The 18899-nt window shown below is 45.4% G+C and carries 14 protein-coding genes and 1 pseudogene; 1 reads left to right on the forward strand and 14 read right to left on the reverse strand.

The window, feature by feature from the left end; translation table 11 throughout:
* Nucleotides 1-2: 2 nt before the first annotated feature.
* The 6 genes from H6F94_RS09085 to H6F94_RS09110 all read right to left on the reverse strand — a co-directional run bounded on the left by H6F94_RS09085 (nucleotide 3) and on the right by H6F94_RS09110 (nucleotide 11109).
* Nucleotides 3-713, reverse strand: coding sequence for a hypothetical protein (locus tag H6F94_RS09085; RefSeq protein WP_190801918.1), 711 nt, complete (start codon nucleotides 711-713; stop codon nucleotides 3-5).
* Nucleotides 707-3835 carry a protein DpdH gene (gene dpdH, locus H6F94_RS09090; protein ID WP_190801919.1) on the reverse strand — a complete coding sequence of 1043 codons (3129 nt, stop codon included), beginning with the start codon at nucleotides 3833-3835 and terminating at the stop codon, nucleotides 707-709. Before dpdH ends, H6F94_RS09085 begins: the two co-directional genes overlap by 7 nt.
* On the reverse strand, nucleotides 3832-4755 hold the full coding sequence (gene dpdG / locus H6F94_RS09095; RefSeq protein ID WP_190801920.1) for a protein DpdG: 924 nt from the start codon (nucleotides 4753-4755) through the stop codon (nucleotides 3832-3834). Before dpdG ends, dpdH begins: the two co-directional genes overlap by 4 nt.
* Complete coding sequence (dpdF, locus tag H6F94_RS09100; protein ID WP_190801921.1) at nucleotides 4752-7283, reverse strand: protein DpdF; 2532 nt, start codon at nucleotides 7281-7283, stop codon at nucleotides 4752-4754. Before dpdF ends, dpdG begins: the two co-directional genes overlap by 4 nt.
* Nucleotides 7280-10588, reverse strand: a complete 3309-nt coding sequence (dpdE, locus tag H6F94_RS09105) for a protein DpdE (RefSeq protein ID WP_190801922.1) — start codon at nucleotides 10586-10588, stop codon at nucleotides 7280-7282. The genes dpdF and dpdE overlap by 4 nt, the downstream gene beginning before the upstream one ends.
* A gap of 272 nt (nucleotides 10589-10860) precedes the next feature.
* Complete coding sequence (locus H6F94_RS09110; protein ID WP_190801923.1) at nucleotides 10861-11109, reverse strand: hypothetical protein; 249 nt, start codon at nucleotides 11107-11109, stop codon at nucleotides 10861-10863.
* A 91-nt stretch (nucleotides 11110-11200) separates the two neighbouring features.
* Here H6F94_RS09110 and H6F94_RS09115 point away from each other — a divergent pair, with 91 nt between their 5' ends.
* Entirely contained in the window at nucleotides 11201-12385 is a 1185-nt protein-coding gene (locus H6F94_RS09115; RefSeq protein WP_199320309.1) for a DNA sulfur modification protein DndB, read from the forward strand.
* Here H6F94_RS09115 and H6F94_RS09120 read toward each other — a convergent pair.
* The 8 genes and pseudogenes from H6F94_RS09120 to H6F94_RS31960 form a co-directional block, all read right to left on the reverse strand.
* On the reverse strand, nucleotides 12294-13130 hold the full coding sequence (locus tag H6F94_RS09120; RefSeq protein ID WP_190801924.1) for a hypothetical protein: 837 nt from the start codon (nucleotides 13128-13130) through the stop codon (nucleotides 12294-12296). The genes H6F94_RS09115 and H6F94_RS09120 overlap by 92 nt on opposite strands.
* 38 nt (nucleotides 13131-13168) lie before the next feature.
* Nucleotides 13169-15247, reverse strand: coding sequence for a tRNA-guanine transglycosylase DpdA (gene dpdA, locus H6F94_RS09125; RefSeq protein ID WP_190801925.1), 2079 nt, complete (start codon nucleotides 15245-15247; stop codon nucleotides 13169-13171).
* A gap of 692 nt (nucleotides 15248-15939) precedes the next feature.
* Nucleotides 15940-16182, reverse strand: coding sequence for a radical SAM family protein (locus tag H6F94_RS32210; protein ID WP_242041083.1), 243 nt, complete (start codon nucleotides 16180-16182; stop codon nucleotides 15940-15942).
* Nucleotides 16183-16239: 57 nt separating this feature from the next.
* A pseudogene (locus tag H6F94_RS32215) lies at nucleotides 16240-16554 on the reverse strand (radical SAM protein); the annotation flags it as partial.
* Entirely contained in the window at nucleotides 16551-16937 is a 387-nt protein-coding gene (locus H6F94_RS09135) for a 6-pyruvoyl trahydropterin synthase family protein (RefSeq protein ID WP_190801927.1), read from the reverse strand. The pseudogene H6F94_RS32215 and the gene H6F94_RS09135, both read right to left, overlap by 4 nt.
* A 305-nt stretch (nucleotides 16938-17242) precedes the next feature.
* Nucleotides 17243-18022 (reverse strand): ParB/RepB/Spo0J family partition protein, encoded by a 780-nt coding sequence (locus H6F94_RS09140; RefSeq protein ID WP_190801928.1) that lies wholly within the window; start codon nucleotides 18020-18022, stop codon nucleotides 17243-17245.
* Nucleotides 18015-18620 (reverse strand): ParA family protein, encoded by a 606-nt coding sequence (locus tag H6F94_RS09145; RefSeq protein ID WP_190801929.1) that lies wholly within the window; start codon nucleotides 18618-18620, stop codon nucleotides 18015-18017. Before H6F94_RS09145 ends, H6F94_RS09140 begins: the two co-directional genes overlap by 8 nt.
* 79 nt (nucleotides 18621-18699) lie before the next feature.
* Nucleotides 18700-18899 (reverse strand): hypothetical protein (locus H6F94_RS31960; protein WP_206757711.1); only part of this gene is annotated, 200 nt, incomplete at its 5' end.

Below are 18899 nucleotides of genomic sequence, written 5' to 3' on the forward strand. Positions count from 1 at the left end.
ACTTAATTAGAGACACGAATGTAAAAGAATCGGCTAAGACCTTTTTCATCCAGCCAAGCCTTGATCTCTGGAGTGAAACGATCAAGAGTGGCTCCATGAGTAGTGGCAGCTTTTAGAAAATCTTGAACGGCTATGGGTACCTCACCAGAACTAAGACTGTTCCATTCTGAGACAAGAAGAGCAATTTCCTGGTCAATTTTCTGAAACTGACCTGAATCTTGTGGAAAAGCAACTGCATTGATCTTTGCAAGACGGCTCTTGACTCTTTGAACCTTTATTTTCCAACCCTGATCCTTTTCTAATAGCTCTAGCAAATCAGGATTAGTTTTAGGTAGCTTTTGTCTTTTGTAAGTTATCCAAACTTCCTGAAAATATGTTTCTAGTTCATTTTTTAGATCAGCAATTTTTGATTCAAATTTCTGGAAAGATTTACCTTTAAACTCTTCAATTAACCAACCCCGATCTTTTTGAAACTTTGACAGAACGAAAGCGGTTTCTCCGAGTAAAGCATCAGTTTTATGGCTGAAATCAAAATCCATTAATCCTTTTTCACGAAATGCTTTTGTAGCAGTTTCTATAGAACTCAACTCTTCAACTAAAGGCTTAATCTTACTCAGGCGATCGCGGAACTTACCTAAATCAGCGGCATATTTTTTAAGATCAGTCACATCCTGTGCTAATTTGGTTAACTGTGTACATTCATCTATTAGCATTGGGCTTCTCCCTTTATTTCATTCGCTAAATTTTGAAGTTCTTGGAGTGAGTTCTCAGTGGCTAAATAGGTTGATTCGAGATCACTACTACCTGTAGCTCGTAAGTTTTCAATCTCTGTAGTTGCAGCAGTAAGTGAGCGTCCCAAAAACTCCTTTGCCTGCTTCAAGAAATTGGATAAAATTTCAACTGGCTTTGGGGAAATTGTACTTAGTTGTGAAAGAAGAACTCCGATATCTTCCTCCCCTTGAATGTCTCGCATTGACTTCAGATATGCATTTAACTGAGCACCTCGAAAATCATTAATCGCTGCCTCTAAACTTGCTGAGTTCGGTGAACGGAAAACCCCCGCATTTTTTGCTTGAGCCACTGCTTGTTCAAGTGAGCTAATTATGTTCTGCTTAGAAAAATCTTCTCCTAATTCCTGTACAACCTGTTGATAGAACGCAAGTTGTCGCTCTTGCTCCTCCCGAACGGCCTGATCTAAAAGTGTGTCTACTGCTTTACGTGTTTCACCAATGACATCAAAAGGTGGATTAATACTGACTTCCGAAACGTTTACTTTTGGTTGCCAATCTTTGACAATCTCATTAAGAGGAGTCAGAAGTTGTGCTGTATCAATTACTTGAAGTCGAGTGGAGCCTCCTTTTGTACAGGGAATTCGAGCATCGAGAATCTCCCGTAGCTTAGGTTGATGCTTCTTTAGTGTGTTAAACAACTTCTGCCAACTGTCGGCACGGTGAGCAACATCAACCTTTTCTAAATCCATGAAGATAGCGTTAATGCGCTTCTCTAGAGATTCTGTAGAACGTCCTGCCATTCGGCTTGCGATCGCTAAAAGCTCTACAACTGCTGGCACAGGATCCAAAACAGTACTCGATTTCGCCGGAATCTTAGGAATCTCACTTAGAACGAAGTTGCTCCACTCCTCTAACTTTCTTGCGTAGGTACGGAAGTAAGCCGCTCCGTTGTCAAACCGCCAATGCTTGTAGTGATGATACAGGAGAATCGCTTGAAGGGTGAAAGTGGTGTCCCCTAAGTCGGAATCCTCGGCAGGAAGGATCAAATTGATACCTTTTGTGAGCCGTAATGACGCATTATCAGACGAACTAGCATTTCTACCTTTGAAATCATTGCGAAAAACAATGTTGGTAGATTTAAATGCCTTCTCCACGAACTGATTGCGGAGTAGCAAGGCAGCAGCCCAATCAGTTCTTGTATTGATTGCATCAAAAACGAGAGGGCGAAGAGCTTGAGCAACCAACTGGGGCAGTGGGGTGCCTGTTCGCCATTCATCTAACGCTTGAAGTTGTTCAGCCAACTTGGTGGGAAGACTGACTGTTCCTATCGCCTCAACTACTGGAGTCGTCGGAGTAACTGTAGTAGGGGTAACAACAAAGGTAGCTGTGACGGTCTTAGCTCGGGTTGAAGTCGTCGTGATAACTGGTTTTTGAACTTGAATACCTAGTGGACGCAAATCAAACGCTGCGTGAACCTCAGGCGGAAGATCACATAATTCACTACCGTCTGTCCAAAGGTTGAGTAGGGCTTCCCTACGGGAAGCATTGTCAGGAGTATCTGTACTCTTAATATTTTGAGTGATTATCGTACTAAGCGGACTTCCTCTGAAGTGAGCCAGTAACAAGGGGGAGGGAAAACGCCCTTCCTCAAGGTCAGACCGGTGATACTCCAAGATGTACCTCAGTACATTCTTGATCAAAGTGCGAGGATTGAACACTCCTGTATTCACGCGAGCGCGCATTCGCTCAATGGCTTTAGCGTTAAAAGGATACAGGCCAACACCATCAATTTGCCCAAAACCAGCGTGACAGGCAGGTCTGTAGTCACAATCCAGGCAAGCATTTGGCACGGAATGGTAAGGTTGCCCCGTCTCTTCATCCGTATCTCTTAGCCATGCCTGAATCTCTTCATTGCTAAGCCGAGCTGCGTTGAGATAGCGAGATGCTAATTGTTGCACATCCGTTTGAGTTACTAGGGATTGCTCATCGACAGTCTCAATGTCCAGATTCACACTAAAATCTGTGCGGGTACGAACTGTGTCAATCAAGCCTTGGAAGTAGCCTGTTGTACAAGCTAGCGCTGTTCGCATTGCACAGAGGGGTTCCCCTTCAATCTGTTGAGGCCGTGCGAGTACAGCTTCCAAAACTTCGCGATCGATTCCTTGAAGTTTGGCAAAATCTTCAATCAGTAGAATTAGTTCTACTCCTTGTCTTGCTAAGGCACGACGCACATCCAGCATAAGTCGCTGCAGATCTTCACGACCTAGATTAAGCACTTTCGCGATCGCTGCGTCTAAATGCCTGTTTAACCATTCGACGACCTCCTGTTTGGGAATAAAGTCGTTATCGAGATGGGTATAGAAGTCACGGGCTTTTTCACTTGCCCTCTCTCTATTAAGAATTCCCGTAGGCAAATCTTCGACTGAAAAACCGCGTCGTTCTTCTACATCTTCAACACGGTTCTGAGTACCTAAGATGTGAGTCACTAGGCGCTCAATAATGCCTTTAGGCTTTAACCAAAATTGTTCAGTAAAGTATGGATCGCGTAATAAATCTGGCAATCCTTTTGCAACTTCATATTCTATTTCTGAGAGGTATGAAATATTACTTTTCCCACTCAAACCAACAGAAATCGCTAAGTTTGCCAGCAGTTGTTCACGTGCTTCAGCTTCTGTTAAAGTATTTGTCGCCTGCCGTAAACGGCTCCGGTACTCATCAAACTCGGAGCCTTCAATACCAGTCAAGATTCGTTCAAGAATGTCTCTCAGGTTTGTCCCTACTTTTGGAATCAACAGAACTCGGTAATGAGGCTCTTTACGGATGCCCTTAAGACGGGTGTATAGCCAGCGAATCAGATGTGATTTCCCAGTACCGGAAGTACCTAGAATTGGCACAAAAGCAAAATCTGGTGTTTCTAAAAAATCCTTTAAAAGTCTCTCTCCATCGTATGGGATACGTGATTGTGCCTCCGTGAGATTCTGGCGATACATTTTAGTGGGATGATGTGTCGCTAAAAAAATGTGATCTTCCGGTTGAGTCGCCTCGACATCCATGACTTGGCGAACCATATCTGTTTTCCAGCATACATACTTGCTGAATGTCATGACTGTCCTCCATTTGTTTTACTGCCAAGCCACGTAATATGGGAGATACCTGGATCTCCAAAGCCAGCGGTTAATAGCAATACTGGTGCATCTGAAAGTTTCTCTAGCCTAATGCTTCCTTCATCTTCTAAACGACGTAGAGCAATTGACGTGACACCTGAAAGATGATTTGGTTCTCTTAATTCAATTTGCTGTTCGATTTCCTCACGAAACTGACCTGTCTCAAATATGGGACAGTATTTTCCCAGTCGATTAATGAATTCTGCTAAAGGGAGTTGCTGGTTAACTTGGTTATTAAATAGTCGTTTCAGGTTATACCTCAGATAAACTGTAGGATCTGGAACTAAGACTGGTTTTTTGGACAAAGAATTTCGCCAACAAAATCCTAAATAACAACTCCAATCCTCAAACTGTCCATAACGAGTATCATTAAGTTCAAGTAATCCATCGCCAACTTGTTGACGTAATTGTGTCTCTGTCTCTTCCCAGTTTCCAGGTGCATCATAAAAATTCTGAGCTAAATACCAAGCTATAACTCTGGCAAAATCGTGATTTTCGCAATTGTCTGGCGACAGAAAAAGATTGACAACAATAGACGGCAATGAATCTTTTTTATTGATTTCTGGATTAAGCTTGATACTCGCATCGTCCTCAATCAGAAGTCCCATATTAATACACTGTCTGGTAACAGCTTTAATCATTTTATGAGGATCTTTCTTAATTTCCTCTTCTGGTATCTCATCAAGATTACTGGAAACATCTTGTTTCTTTTTGTTTAGGCTCATCAAAAGACTTATAGGAGACAGAACTTGATAAAGCTTCTCTCGATTCTCTTGATGACCTTTAGCCTTGATGAGATAGTTGTAAATTCCAATGACACGACTGGGAACTGTGTAGGCACCTTCCTTTAAAACACTCATAATCCTAGCTCCCCGCAAAGAAATTCAAAGTAGAAGTTACGACCATTGAAAACATCTTTGAGTTGGCGATGATTAGCAGTTGGATCAGGCGTATTTTCTGGTAGAAGGATGATGCGAGGAACTCCCATCTCCGGTGCTAAGAGATATCGAACTGACAGAGGCTTGCCCTCAGCGTGAAAGATTAATGTTGGAACTTTGAACATCTGAAGGGGACGATATTCCTCAAATAGAAAAATGACATTCTTGCCTGATTGTTTAGTAAAGGCTTTATGTAGTGCTGTGGGTGCAACAACATTTTGAATCCCTTGATTAATCAACCACTTAAAAAGGCGATCGCGATTACGCTCTGATCGTTTATCTTCAAATGCTGAGTAAAACACAAGCAGCAGTGATTCTCCATCCAACAACTTTTGAAGCGGTTCATCTAAGCAGAAGCTTGGCTTATCCCATACAGGTGCTGGTAATGGAATGCCGCCAGCAAACGGTTCAACTCCTTGCGCTCGGCAAACCGGGCAACCACCACACGATCGCTCCACATGAACTCGGTTGCGGTAAGGTGACTCACGTGCTGGGATACTGTACGTTTCTGAGAAGATTTCAGAGATACATTGTTGAGGTCGTAATGCCTCTCGCATGAGCTTTAGAGTGCGTTCAGCCCACCACTGGCGTTGACTACGGGCGGGTTCGACGAACTGATTCCATGTCTCGGGGGATAAGTGAGCATCGTTTAGAATCTTGACCGTGCGTAGGCTTCGATGGTGCTCAAGAGCCTTTTTATAGGCTTCCTCTGAATCAAAATTTGTTCGTTGAGGGGGTGGTTCTGCGTCAATTTCAAGCAAACCAGCCCGGCTCATCAACGTTAGTGTCCGGATGTTCCAGTCCTGGTTGCCTGTGCTAGATGGATCGAGGTCGAGGTTGTAGGACGGTAGGACGTTGATAGGCACCTGAAATCGCCCATCAGGTAGCCGTGATTTTCGAGCGAACATTTCTTCCCAGCGGCTTCTACCTTTCTCGGATGAAATGTAGGTAATTTCGTTCAGGTTGAAGGCTACATCATAGTCTGACTGGGTATATAGCGTTAGGGATAGAGTTGCCTTCCCATCTCTGCCCCCTCGCCCAACTTCTTGATAGAAGCGATCGATGGTTTCAGGAATACACACATGAATAACAGCGCGAACATCCGGTAAATCTACCCCTAAACCAAACGCTGAAGTTGCTACGACAACATCGATTTGTCGATTTCTCCAAGCCTCTAGAAGTTGCCAACGGTCTTGCTGCTTCGATTTGCCAGTCATCTTCGCAATACGCTTGAAGCCTGCACGCTGAAGCTCGCTGTACCAACGATCCACATCTGCTACTTTGCTGCCATAAATGATGAGTGGACGCGGGAGATTATGCAGCGCTTCAATTAAACGCTGTCGTCTTTCTTCCCAACTGGAACACCAGGCAAACCAATAGGCAGGCTCTGGTCGCAATTGAACTGATGAGACAACCTGGAAAGTCCCCGGTTGCCCAAACAGTGTTTCTAACGTGTCCAGACAGGATTCAGTAACCGTCGCGGTTAGTAGTAGTGTTGGAAATGATGTCAGACGCAGCAGATCTCTGCGGAATCCAGCGAGTTCCTGAAATTCAGGGCGAAACTCGTCTCCCCATTGCTCAACGATGTGAGCCTCGTCTATGATGAAATATCTGAGAAACTCCTGCCGTGCTGCTTGATAAACGCTGGGCGACAGCGACTCAATCAAGCCCTCTGGAGAGGTGAAAATAATCGACTGGGTTCCTTGACGGATGCGATCGCGAATTTCATCACGGCGTTCCTGTCCATCTATAGAATTATCGCTGTAGTAAGCAGTAGCATAGCTGATTCCAGTTTTTTCCCGAAATGCTCGTTCTTGATCAATTGCTAATGCCACCGTCGGGACAACTACGATTGTGACCCCCACTGGATCTGATCTTAATTGGGCTGGTAAGTGGGCACACAAGCTTTTCCCAGAACCCGTTGGTAAATTAACAACTAGCGTAGCTCCTGGAGGAGACGTCAGAATTGCTCGAACGGCTTCGCGTTGTCCCACACTCTGATAGGTTTCATGCCCTAACAGCGATAAAAAGGGGTCACCAATTACTGAGGAATTATTGCGGCGTTTTGCTTTGTTCTCTGAGAGAGGAGGTTCAGGAGAAGCTGTCTCTGAATCTGATAACCATTCTGGCTTCCAAGGACGAGCGCTCAACACAAAGAAATCAGGTTTTTCAGTCAAAACATCCATGCTGCTTAGTTCCCAGACTTTTCGGTGTGTTGGGAAGGGTAGTGTTCGAGGCACCTTGATTGTTGGTGAAACACCCCCTTGCAGTTCCGCTTCATGCCTTAATACGTGCCTAATTAATGCAACAGTATCGCCAATACCAAGTTGGGCAGTGGAGTTTTCTAAAGCATTAAGCAAACGCTGTTGGCAAGACTCAAAACCTGTTAGATCATCCAGATTAAGGTTGGAAGCTTGGCTGAGATAGTCGTAAATTTTCTGAAAACTCATAACCCATTTTCTTCCTCAACATCTTGAGAAGGCGCCCGCCCTGAAACAATGTAAAATCCAATAGAATCAAGTCGAATGTGAGGATGGCGAGTCCCAGTTATCAAAACCTGCTTTAATGTACGTTCAATCTCAACTTCTAGCGCCAGCGATGTGTCTCCATTGATTTGGGCTTGCCGTTCCAAGCGAAGTTGAAGCTGCTCTAGTCGATCACCCAACTGCTGCTCTGCTTGCGTTGCATAGTGCTGACAGCGATCGCAAAAATTAGGGTGCTGTCGCAGCAGTGATTCGGACTGTTCACGCGATGTTCGACAGAGTTTTGTCCAATCATCCCGGCTCACAAACTCATCAATGACCTGCAATCTCCCTTTGCCGAGGCTGTAGTCATGAGTCGGCTTTCGTTTATCTGAGTAGGAGCGTTGCAGGATATTTAAAAGCTGCGGATTGTCTACAACGTTCATCCGAGTATCTAAAAAGATAGTTTCTATTACTGGTGGGAAGATGGCATCCATGCGTCGCTTCAAAGCTGCTTGGCTTGCATGCTTCCAGTTGTGTTGCTGAAATACTCCATCCACTAAGGCTAAATCTGCTTCAATGACATAATCAAAGCGGAAACCTATCCATTCCATGCCTTCCTCTTCTGACCAGGTTTCATCGTGCCGCCACATAGCAAATGCTCGCCCCCGGTCGTCCCAATGAATGTAGTCCTTTAAAGTCTCAATCAAACCTTCGCCAATACGATACAACATAGCCTCTGGGTGCTGTATTGCTTTACGCCGTTGATAGGTTCCGGGTTGGTTGATGTAGCCCTTAAAATACTTAATCAAGTCATCAGCTGGCACTAGAGTTCTGGAAGTTCGTTTGTAGCGGACAATCCCTGGCTCATTATCATCTCGATGGCTTCTAAACATCAGGGCGCGACAAATCCACCCTTCTACAGCCTTTTGAATGTCCTGATGATGGGCATCATAGTCATCCAAAGCTTTAAAGTATTGAGTTGCGTTTTCTCCCAAAGCATCAATTTCATCGAGCGCATTTTGCTCATCAATGCTGACTTTTTCGGCAGCAATTTCCTCGTTAATTAATTGAATCGCCCCAGTGAAGCCATAGGCACCCAACTGGAATAGAGTGGCTTCTATTTCAGGTAACTTTCTGTCTACGTAAAACTGAAGACTGGAAATCGATCCTTGAAAGATTTTAAAGCCTTCTTGCAAGAGCCGATACCATTCACCATGAATGCTGTCACTGGTATCAGCTCCTGCAAAGACAACAAACTGTAGCAAACGGTTACGCCCAATTCGATTCAGACGGCCATTCCGTTGCTCTAATCGATTAGGAGATAAAGGAAGATCAAAGTGAATCAGCCAATCGGCAAATTGCAGATTATGTCCTTCTTCGCCAGAAGTATCACAAATTAGGACAAAACAATTGGGGTCATCTCTAAACTGATTGGTGTTCTCTTCCACCTGATCAACGGATTGCCCAATTCGATAACTGGCAATCGACTGCCTTCCAAATACGCTCGACAATTGTTGCACTAGTTCCTGGCAGGTATGGGTGAAGCTTGTGAAGACCACAATTTTGGGAGGTTTTCCCCTATGGTTCCTAACACAGTTCTTCAGAACCAGTTGAAGATGCTCGATGCGATCGCCCTCCTCAGAGGGTTGTTGAAGCACATCAAGCAGAGCTTGAAGGATCTCGACTTCACCAGGAAATTGGGGGGTTTTCAGTAATAAATCAACTGCTTCTGAGCCCAGTTCTTTGATAAGAGCGGGCAGGGCAGTACGCTTGAGCCGCGCCAGAACTACCCATTCTAAAATCGCTAACCAAGTTCCACTAGTACAAAACAGTAGCAGAAACACTTGATGGAGGTGCTGATAGTAAGGATCACCCTCTTCTCTTGTGGCCCCGATTGCCCGGATGCGCCATTCATCTAGATACTCATGAATATTGGGCGCTCGCTCATCCAGGTCATACTCTACCTGAAGGGTTGCCCCGGATTGGTCTAATAAAACATCTTCCACAGTATCGCGTCGGTTGCGCAACATACGGCGATGGAGACGATACATATCGCTGATATGGGTGCGGATAGAGTGAATCACTCTTCCTCGCTCAATTAAATCAACCTTCGGTGAGCTTAGAAGAGATTCAAGTCGCTCAGCCAGAGCTAATAGACGAGGATCTCGGGCAAAAAGGCTCCGCAAGTTACCAAGACTCTTTTTAAGAACAAAGGGCGAGGCACTCTCCTTGAAGGAAAGGAGTACTCGACCAACATCCTGACGCAAGTGAACACGCTCTTTGAAACCTGCAACATCGTCAAGGCGGTATGTGGTTGGGTCAAGAAGATGCAACATCGCTAAAAAAGTCTGCTCATGGTTGAGCGCAGGTGTGGCAGAAAGAAGTAAAAGGCGGTCTGCTTTGTGTGCAAGCCCCTGGGTGATTGCAAAGCACTTCTGCTGTTGTGGATCAGTGGATTGTGCTAGCGCAGCAATATGCTGCGCTTCATCTAGAATCAGGAAGTTAGGTGAGGTAGCACAGTGATAAGTAGGAAGGTCCTCAACTGTGAGCAGTTTTACTTCGTCAGTCAAATGAAATTTGCTTTCTAACTCCTGCTGCCATTGCTTAAGCAAAGGACGAGGAACAACCACTACTGCCTGCCCATTAGGCTCATCCAACAGGTATTGCCGCAAAATTGTCCCTGCTTCGATTGTCTTACCCAATCCAACTTCATCTGCCAGTAGATATCTCTGTACTGGGTCCTCTAAAACCCGCCTCACTACTTCAACTTGGTGCCTGTATAATTCAATGCTGGCCGAGAAAAGCCCAGGCATCCCGCGACTAACTGCACGTTGCTCAATGAGACAGCGAACAAAAGCAGAGCGAAGAGCATGGAAAAAGGGTGTTTCCTGCCCCTTCATGATAAGAACTTCAATGGGATCCTCAATAGGGAGATCACAACGGACGTAAACCTCTTCTGCAGTAGCGTAGCAAAACCTCTTATTAGGTAGATGAACTTCGTAGCGGCAATCTTCACTGTGCCAAGTAGAAATTCTGCCCACTTGCCAGGTCTCATGTTCTTCCAATCTGAGATAGCAACGGGTATGACGCTGAAGAAAGATCAGCTCAAGCGAGCGTAGAGGAACCGTTGAGTAGATAAAATTCTCAAAAGAACAAAAGTATTCTACACAAGCATCCGAGCCAAAAATTTGTGTGATCTTTCCTATGCCAAGGGTGTTGTCCCGAGAACGGACAAAGTTCCCGGCTTCTATTGAGTTAGAATTTTCACATGGAGTGGCTAGAGAACACATTTATTTAGCACGTTGACTTGTGCTTCTATAGGAGTACAAACATTCTAAAATATTAAGATTTTGTTTCTGATTACTGGAACTTCAACATTTTATTTTGAACTATTTAAAATGCAGAAAGCATAGAACTCCTTTAAAATTATTTCAGCTCCAGAAGTTTCACTAAACAGTGCTCCTCAGATAGTGCAATTATTCCTTACACTATAAGTGCGCTGCTGATCTAGAAACAAAACTGAAAATAGTGCGTTGCCAAAAGCAAGCCTACTCTTCATTCACTATAAATCCGTCATTTTTTTACCTCCCATTCTTTCGCGAGCCAGTTTTCGATGCTCCAATAAATCACTCAAAAGTTTGGATTGCTTCCCAGAGTTTTCCCAATCTTTAATGAATTGCTGCAAGGCAACGTTGACCATATCTTGTATCGCCGGCGTAGCACTTTGATAACGCGGCTCAAGGGAGTGTCTAATCCGGCGTAGAGATTCGTAGAGTGCGTCTGGAACACGAACGACTTTAGGTTGAGGCAAGGTTTTTGATGATTTACTGACCTAACCCAGCATTGTAGTGATTTTGCTAGGAAGGCTGCTAGCATGTATACATGCATACAGGGTGTTGTCAATGCTGCAGTTAGTGATACGAGCCGTTCCAGTACAACGTGGCCCCCAGGGCGAGCATGTCAGCTACTTGAGCAGTCTCCCCTTCGGGGATATAACTCGGCTTCTAGCTGATGGCCGCCTCTACGTTCCTAATGAACCAGAGCTACCAGATCTCGCTCAACGTAAGACAAATCCTACACGGGTCAAGTCAATTTCTCGATACATTCTCGACACCTACCAAAAAGGAAGTACCTTCTTCCCCCCAATTTGTGTGAATGTTCAGCCGTCTCCTAACTATTCAGACGGCAACCTTCTTCTGCCTTACGATTCAGTTGTGTTGCGATTAACGGATGGTCAACATAGGTGCTTTGGAATCAGAAAGGCCCTTGAAGATGTCCAGTTTAACCAACCGGCTCATTTTCCTATTCTTTCTCAAATTGAAGTAGGAGTGTTGTTGTATTCGGGATTGTCCATAGAAATGGAACGTCAAGCCTTTCGTGACCAAAATCTACTAGCCCAAAGACCAGGGACATCCTTGTCATATTCTTTTGATCAACGTTCTCTAGAGGTCACGATTGCAAAATCCCTAATAGAAAGAGTCCCGTCATTCTGCAATAACGTAGAGATGTTTGAGAATGGCTTAGGAAGAAATAATGCAAAGCTCCTTACATTCTCAACTCTAGTTAAAGCTACTCAACATATGTTTCCAGGCTTAACATCTGATGATGGCTTAGAACTGCGTACCTATTGGGCAACCTGTTTTTGGACTGCGACGGCACGTAGCCTACTTGGCGATCCATGGGAAATCCAAAGTAGTAGTAAGCGAATTAAACAAAGGCAGCAATCACTATTAGGAAGTGCTGTTATTTTCCAGGCTCTAGGCTTATTAGCTTATGATCTTCAACTAGAGGGGATCTCTGCCGGAAACCTCCCTCAATGGCTCTTTAGGTTAGGAGAAATGGATTGGAGCCGTGAAAATGCACTTTGGCAATTACATGGAGTAACTACGATCGGGTCTCAGGGAGTTCCAATTCTCCAAAACACAAAAACAAGTATTGATGCAGCGCATAGGATTCTACGCGATTTCATTGGCCTTGCCTTAATGAACAGTAATCTTAGAGAGAGGACCAAGCCAGAACTTCCTGAAGGGCATCTCGCTGACCAAATCGTTGATGATCATACCGAGGATTCCACCATAACCAGTTAGTTGAATCTGACCAAACTTTATGTTTCTTCAGTATCTCAATTCGGCTTAGGGCAAGTCCTCCAAGCACAAACTCCGGTCTACTCCATGTCAACAATTCATCCAATTGCTGGTTAGACATCCCAAACTTCAACCCTGTAGGCATTGTGTTGTCGATTTTCAGTAGTCCACCTAGAGCTATATATTGATAGCCTATATCACGATATGCGCTAAGTAGGGAAGCTAAAAAACTTTTGGGAGAATTGTAATGGGGCAATAAGGAATCTTGTTGCGGAATGGATTCGCTACTCCAGTTGTATAGAACCGCTCCAACTTGAACGACACCGACCAAGGTATATGCTCGATACTTACAAGAATATTCTTCCCAACTAAGTTTGGCTAAGTGTAGAGATAATAGAGGCTCACCAAAGATATCTGGTGCAAAGACGTAATCAGGACTGAATTTTCCACAACGATCAAGAAAGAGCTTGATCCGCTGGCGTAACTGTAAATCGTCTGCGAGGCGTAACTCCCTCAGCCATCGGTTGTTAGTAAACTCGCAGTGAAGCTGTTTATACCAAGGGCGGCTTTGTTTTTCAAATACACCACTGTCAATGAAGTAGGGCTTTCCAAGAGCACGAACACTGGCGAGAAAGTTATCCGAGCATGTACTAGGAGCTAGGATACCAAATTCTCCTTTTAGAGCCTCAAGCTTTTTTAATAAACTGAAGTAATCTGCAGAGAAAACGGGTAGAAACTGCCTTTCCATAAGCTAAAAATCAGTTAACTCAGCTTAACCTCTGGATGCTACCGACCTAAACCGAGCTCTTGAAGCAGTGCTTTGAATCGCTTGTAAAACACGTAAGTATTATGAAAACCTCGTCTCCGGTTACGATCATTTCCCCGGAAAATTACTACCTCAACTTTAATCTTTTGACAAATTGGGCAATTACAGCTCTGCCAAGGGCGATCTTCTAGTAATTCCCTGTACCTCGTCCTGCGTTTATTCTGTTGTTTGATCTGGTTGATTGGATCTAACTTGCTATCGCGGGGTTTCTCTAATAGTTCACTGTAGTTCAGCAGCTCCTCCAAAGTTTCTTCTAGGCTCAATTCTCCTATGTCAAACTTCCGAAGAGCACTCAATGTTGCTTGTTCAAACCCTTTAAGGGTTTTACGATCAGCCACACCAGACTCAATACAATTTTTAATCCGTGCTCCAGAGCCATCAGCTTGAGGTACACGAATGGAGGTGTACTTCTTACCGGAGGCTACATGATAGTTAGTAGTGGGATCCAGCCAGGCGCTTCGCAATGGGCTTGCTGAATCAAAGCTTGTCACTCCTAGATGACGGAATGCAGGGATGGCATTGATGCGACCTACCCCAAAGAGATGTAAACGAGTTTTAGAAGTCAAATGTGGATAAATAGCTTCAAGGATCTTGATGATTTCTTTGCTCTGAGCGTAAGCTAGTCCTCCCAAAGCAATGTAATCATACCCCGCTCGAATCATTTCTCTAACTGCAACAGCATAGGATTGCGGGTCCCACCCTTGAGCAGCAGCAATTGGAGTGAAGGTATAACCTTCATCTTGATGTCTCTTGAGAAATTCCTTTGCGTTGGCTAGAGTTAATTCGTAACGTTTTTCTCGAATTCCTGGTTCAGCAAATGGACCTACAATTAGATGATCGATGCTGACTCCAAAGTTGAAGCCTAGAGCCTGATAATAATTTAAAATCTCATCAGTACTGTATGGGGGAACCTCTTCCTTAATATATCCAAAAGCTCCACAATCGCCCATGACCCTTCCAGAAAAGCGGATGAATTTGTGAATCCCTACTGCTTCAATTTGAGATCTCTTTCTCTTGGAACCATCTACAACTACTTTAGAAACAAGAATTCCGTCATAATTCGGGAAATCATAGATTTCATGAGCATAGATCTCATCAGCATAGGGATCCCGATTGGGCGTGAGTTTATCAATAAGGAAGTTGTAACCTGGATCCACCCGATCGTCCCATTCAGGAATGAAATACTGCATACCTAAATGCAAGTTGGGAGCAGGAGGGACATTAGGAATAGCAAGAAACTCGGCATCCGTACTCTTCTTAGCCTGGTCAGTGGATTGTCTCTCAGTCGCTTTTTCCTGACTCAGCAACTCGGGGAATCCTAAAGATAACTCTAGCTGAGTTATGCTCCGCTCGATAACTTGTTTAAAAATCTCAGGAGTTTCATAAACGCTCTGGACCAGGTTCAACTCTTTACTAGTAGCCTCAGCAAAGCGTTTGAGAAGAAAGCCTTTGAGACCTACCAACCCGTAACTGTAGCGTTTAGCATCAACATTAGATAGGGGAAGAACAAAAGTTTTTGCAGACATTCCCTGAATGCTTTTTGCTCCTCTTGCTGAAGCTAGAAAAATTAAGGTTTGTTCAGGCCGAGTTTCAATAGGCAGATTGATTGCTCGTAGATAGTTCTCCCCTAAGAGAACAAACACAAGTTCGTAGCCCTGTATAGCCTTCTCCAGAGCTTTATGCACTTGCAGAAATTGTGCCCACACATCCACCTCACGACTCTTCATAGAGTTGAAGGTCACCTCGTAAGGCGCTATGTCTTGGTCCTCAGGAATTAATCCATATCCTGCAGAAAGAATGAATACTTTAACCGCCTCCTGTCCTAGTGATTGACGCAGGATTTGAACACCCTCCATTACTTGGAGATGTTGCATTCCTGTGTACATCTGCCTTGCAGGGCAAATAAACTCAGCCAGCCGTGTCTCACAAACATGCAAACGAAAGGGGTCTTTGAAGTCCTGCAGGATAAGCTGATTCTTTGGCTTGAAACGCTTTTCCCCAGTGCAGGAGGTGATGACTAAGACACGGGGATGAGGCATGAAGTTTCCTGTCCGTAACGCTCTCGTCCTACTTAGTAGCGAGATCAAGCCTACCTCAATAAATGCTCGATCACGGATGTGGCAAGAATCACACAGACTGTGAGATTACCACCTCTCCCTGATAGCAAGACCAGGTCACTTTAATAGGAACCTGTAATTCCAGGGGCTGAGTACGACATCAGCCGGTATCGAGAACCAAGAAGGTGACGAGCTTCAGTGCTTGGCCTTCAAGGCCGTCCTACTTCAGAAGACAGTGAAGCGGCTGATAGGCATTAAGATACTCTAGCTGAGAGTCGGGTTAGCCTGAGTAGTCTACAGCATTGATTCCTAGATAGCTAGATAGTCTCTGTCCCCTTGGCTTCAGCTAGCAAAAGGGCAATGGCGATAAAGATGTTTCATCTTGGTATGTAAGTCAAGGGAATTTCATTGGGTTTTTCCCCATCACTCGGCACTGCACCCTAAAATTTAGGACTGCCTCACTCAGCTAGATTAACCTCAATCACACGGTGTTCCTGAATGCCCGGCTCCTGCACCATCTGAGAGGCTACCTGCAACTGCTACTCTGCTACGGGCTGTAGCAGAGTAGCAGAGCGGAAGAGCAATCAGCTCATAGTCAGTTGCAATAGCTAGGCGGTGACTGTGGCAGAGTTAAAGCTACAGACAGTAGAACAATGGCTTTGAGGCTTATGGACTCACCTCACCTTTAGAAACTTGTGGGTTTGCAGACTGATCCGCCACTGAGGATGAGTCAAAACATACTCAATGGCCAGAGCAGTGCTCTGCTCGCGATTACTCCATTCTGGTTGGAGATACTTTAGTGCTGTAGAAGGTACTCTAGCTGCCTGTTTCTCAGCCCATTCGAGATCACTTCGGTGAGACACAACTACCTTTAGCTCATCAACATAAAGGTACACACTCTCATGCGGAACTTTCATTTTCTTAGGTGATAATGTAACCCAATCGAAGGTCCCACTTATTGGATATGCTCCAGAGGTTTCGAGGTGGACCCGGAGACCCATTGTACGTAGCTGGGCTGTGAGAGGGCCCAAGTCATGCATGAGTGGTTCGCCTCCAGTGATGACTACAATTCCTGGATTCGGTCTACAAACTTCATCAATTAGGTCAGTTATCTTGTGCTGAGGATGAGCTCCGGAATTCCAAGACTCTTTGGTATCGCAGAACCAACAACCGACATCACACCCCCCTAAACGAATGAAAAAAGCATTGACACCTGTCCATGCGCCCTCTCCTTGCACGGAATGGAAGGTCTCTACGACGGGATAAGCTATAGTTGCAGGCTCAGTCATTCCTCATACTCCACCCAGCTATTGGGGGTTTCTGATACCATCACCTTTAGCTGTACACCCTCTGGTACCCGCTTTTTAGTCTCGTCGTAGATATACTTAGCGATCATCTCAGCTGTGGTTTCATAGCCTTTAGGTAGAACTTCGTTAAGTAAGCAGTGGTCTAAGCCACCTTGAGTCACGTCTTTTTTAGCCCACCGTAAGGTTGTGAAGTCAGCCACCATTACTGCGTGAGGCGTTCGCTCTGAGGGGTGAAGCCGATCAGAAATAGCCTTCACCTGAACTTTATATGTGTGTCCATGTATCCGACCACAAGGACCATCGTAGTCACGGATGTAATGGGCACTGTCAAAAGTGAATTCAGTGGTAAGTTTCCACACAGACATCCTAGTGCCCTCCAGAAGCAAACATTAGGCCCTCAAGAATAGCTGAGGGACTCAGCTTTTTCTAGAAGATACAGGCATCCTTAAACTATCAAAAGCACTTTTCGTCGGATTGCTACATCAACCTCCCCGCAAGATATAAGGCCCATCTCCATGTCATAACAGCTCAAGATGGACTGTTGTACCTGTAGTCTTGACGTTTCTAACTATGCTTTCTAAGATTAGCTCTCTCCCAAGGCCCATGATTTCCCGGAGGCACTTAAATGCATTGTTATCTCTTAGCAGCATTAGCAGCTATTTGACAGGCCCTACTTCTCTGTCTTACCTTGCTTCGTTCCAGAAACGCCAAGCTGATGCCGCAGATCCGCTAAGTTACCATACTTAGCCCATTTACCAGCTTTAGCTATCAGTAGATCAACAGCTAGATCCTGGATCTCACCTGGTTCACAGCCCAACGTTTGAGCAGCTTCCTTGAGCCATTGGGCACGGTCAGGAGAAACCATGAAACGTTTCATGGTTTTGCGCCCAGGGTTCTGTGGTGTTCCACTTAGGTAGGCTTGGACGGTTCTCAGGCTCTTACCCACGATGATTTCCAGAGCTGGTTTGAGCGCTTTTTCTCCTTTAGCCGGCCGTCCGGGACGCTCAACATAACCTGCTTCTCTTAAACGATCTGCTAAGGCTCGCACTTCCGCGGGAGTGTAGTCCCGACGCTTTTCGTTTTCAGCTACCTCAATCTCTAATGCCCGCGCCGGATCCTCAGCAACCTTGAGGGACATCACTCGCACCGGCACCCCATTGGCAAAGAGCTGTTTGAATGTTCCAGGTTCGGTTTTAGCTAAGTGCCTGATAGCCGCCAATCGGTGGCCACCTGCCAATAGAACTTCTTCTTGATCAACTACAAGAGGTTCTATTAAACCGAGAACAGAAATACTTTCAGAGAGGGCAACAACGTGTTGTTGGTTAAGGGTACGGGTGTCCTGAGATCGATCCTTAATCTGATCAAGAGGCAGCGATGATGGGAGATCTGAGGGTAATGAAGCTTGGGGAGCTTGTCGTCCAGCGAATACACCCTCGAAGCGTTTAGCCATGCAGCACCTCTTCACCAATCGCTCGATACTCTGCCCATGCTCTGCCTGCCATCGGATCACGCCTACCACGGTTGTCTTTTGCGTCTCGAACCAGACAACCTTGATCTGCTGCTCTGCGATGGACAGCTAAACCTCGAATCAGTCGCTGAAAGACGGGTATCCCCTTCTCTACAAGCATAGACTGAGCTTCCTCTCCTTCCGTTGTCGAGGCTTGAATGAGGGTAAGCAGGACCTTGTACCTTGCTCCTAGGCTAGAAAGAGTGTCAATGGTACCAAGTAGGGCTTCTAGGTCTGGCGCAGAAGGCGTCGCTGGGCAGATACATAGGTCAGACTTGGCTAAATCCTCTAGATCGTCAGGAGCTGGCCTAGCTGGAGTGTCCACAACAACGTGCACGAAAGAGTTGAGGTCCGGGATTTGCGTCTCGTCCACCAAGCTAAAGGGCATCCCCGGCCCACGCTTAGCCCAATTTAAGGCTGTCCGGTTCTGATCGCCGTCGATCAACAGCGTGCCTCCGTGATCTGACAAATACCCTGCTAGATGCATAGAAGAAGTCGATTTCCCTACTCCCCCTTTAAAGCCAACGAAGCTGATCAGCATAAAAATGACTGCCAATGCCACTGATAGCAGAGCTTACATCTCTATAGCACCTCTAGCTCAGGTGTTCTACTACTCTCTCCTAATCACTGTTAGTCAACCGTTCGGCTTCTTGCAAAGTCAGAATACCCATCAGAATGCTCAGGCTCCTTCTTACCGAGCCCGACCGATTGCTCGAACAGCAGTAGGACACTTGGCTTAAGCCGCAGGTTGGCTGGCCTGCTGCTGGTATACCTGGCTCTCCAGCTTTGCTAGTGTCGTGGTCAGCTCTGCTAATTGCAG

Source organism: Leptolyngbya sp. FACHB-261 (assembly GCF_014696065.1).
In the GTDB taxonomy this organism is placed as follows: domain Bacteria; phylum Cyanobacteriota; class Cyanobacteriia; order FACHB-261; family FACHB-261; genus FACHB-261.

Bases quoted from the DNA above. Each gene is read 5' to 3' on its own strand.
- H6F94_RS09085 (WP_190801918.1), bottom strand. From the start codon at position 713: ATGCTAATAGATGAATGTACACAGTTAACCAAATTAGCACAGGATGTG.
- dpdH (WP_190801919.1), bottom strand. From the start codon at position 3,835: ATGACATTCAGCAAGTATGTATGCTGGAAAACAGATATGGTTCGCCAA.
- dpdG (WP_190801920.1), bottom strand. From the start codon at position 4,755: ATGAGTGTTTTAAAGGAAGGTGCCTACACAGTTCCCAGTCGTGTCATT.
- dpdF (WP_190801921.1), bottom strand. From the start codon at position 7,283: ATGAGTTTTCAGAAAATTTACGACTATCTCAGCCAAGCTTCCAACCTT.
- dpdE (WP_190801922.1), bottom strand. From the start codon at position 10,588: ATGTGTTCTCTAGCCACTCCATGTGAAAATTCTAACTCAATAGAAGCC.
- H6F94_RS09115 (WP_199320309.1), top strand. From the start codon at position 11,201: ATGCTGCAGTTAGTGATACGAGCCGTTCCAGTACAACGTGGCCCCCAG.
- H6F94_RS09120 (WP_190801924.1), bottom strand. From the start codon at position 13,130: ATGGAAAGGCAGTTTCTACCCGTTTTCTCTGCAGATTACTTCAGTTTA.
- dpdA (WP_190801925.1), bottom strand. From the start codon at position 15,247: ATGCCTCATCCCCGTGTCTTAGTCATCACCTCCTGCACTGGGGAAAAG.
- H6F94_RS32210 (WP_242041083.1), bottom strand. From the start codon at position 16,182: ATGAAAGTTCCGCATGAGAGTGTGTACCTTTATGTTGATGAGCTAAAG.
- H6F94_RS09135 (WP_190801927.1), bottom strand. From the start codon at position 16,937: ATGTCTGTGTGGAAACTTACCACTGAATTCACTTTTGACAGTGCCCAT.
- H6F94_RS09140 (WP_190801928.1), bottom strand. From the start codon at position 18,022: ATGGCTAAACGCTTCGAGGGTGTATTCGCTGGACGACAAGCTCCCCAA.
- H6F94_RS09145 (WP_190801929.1), bottom strand. From the start codon at position 18,620: ATGCTGATCAGCTTCGTTGGCTTTAAAGGGGGAGTAGGGAAATCGACT.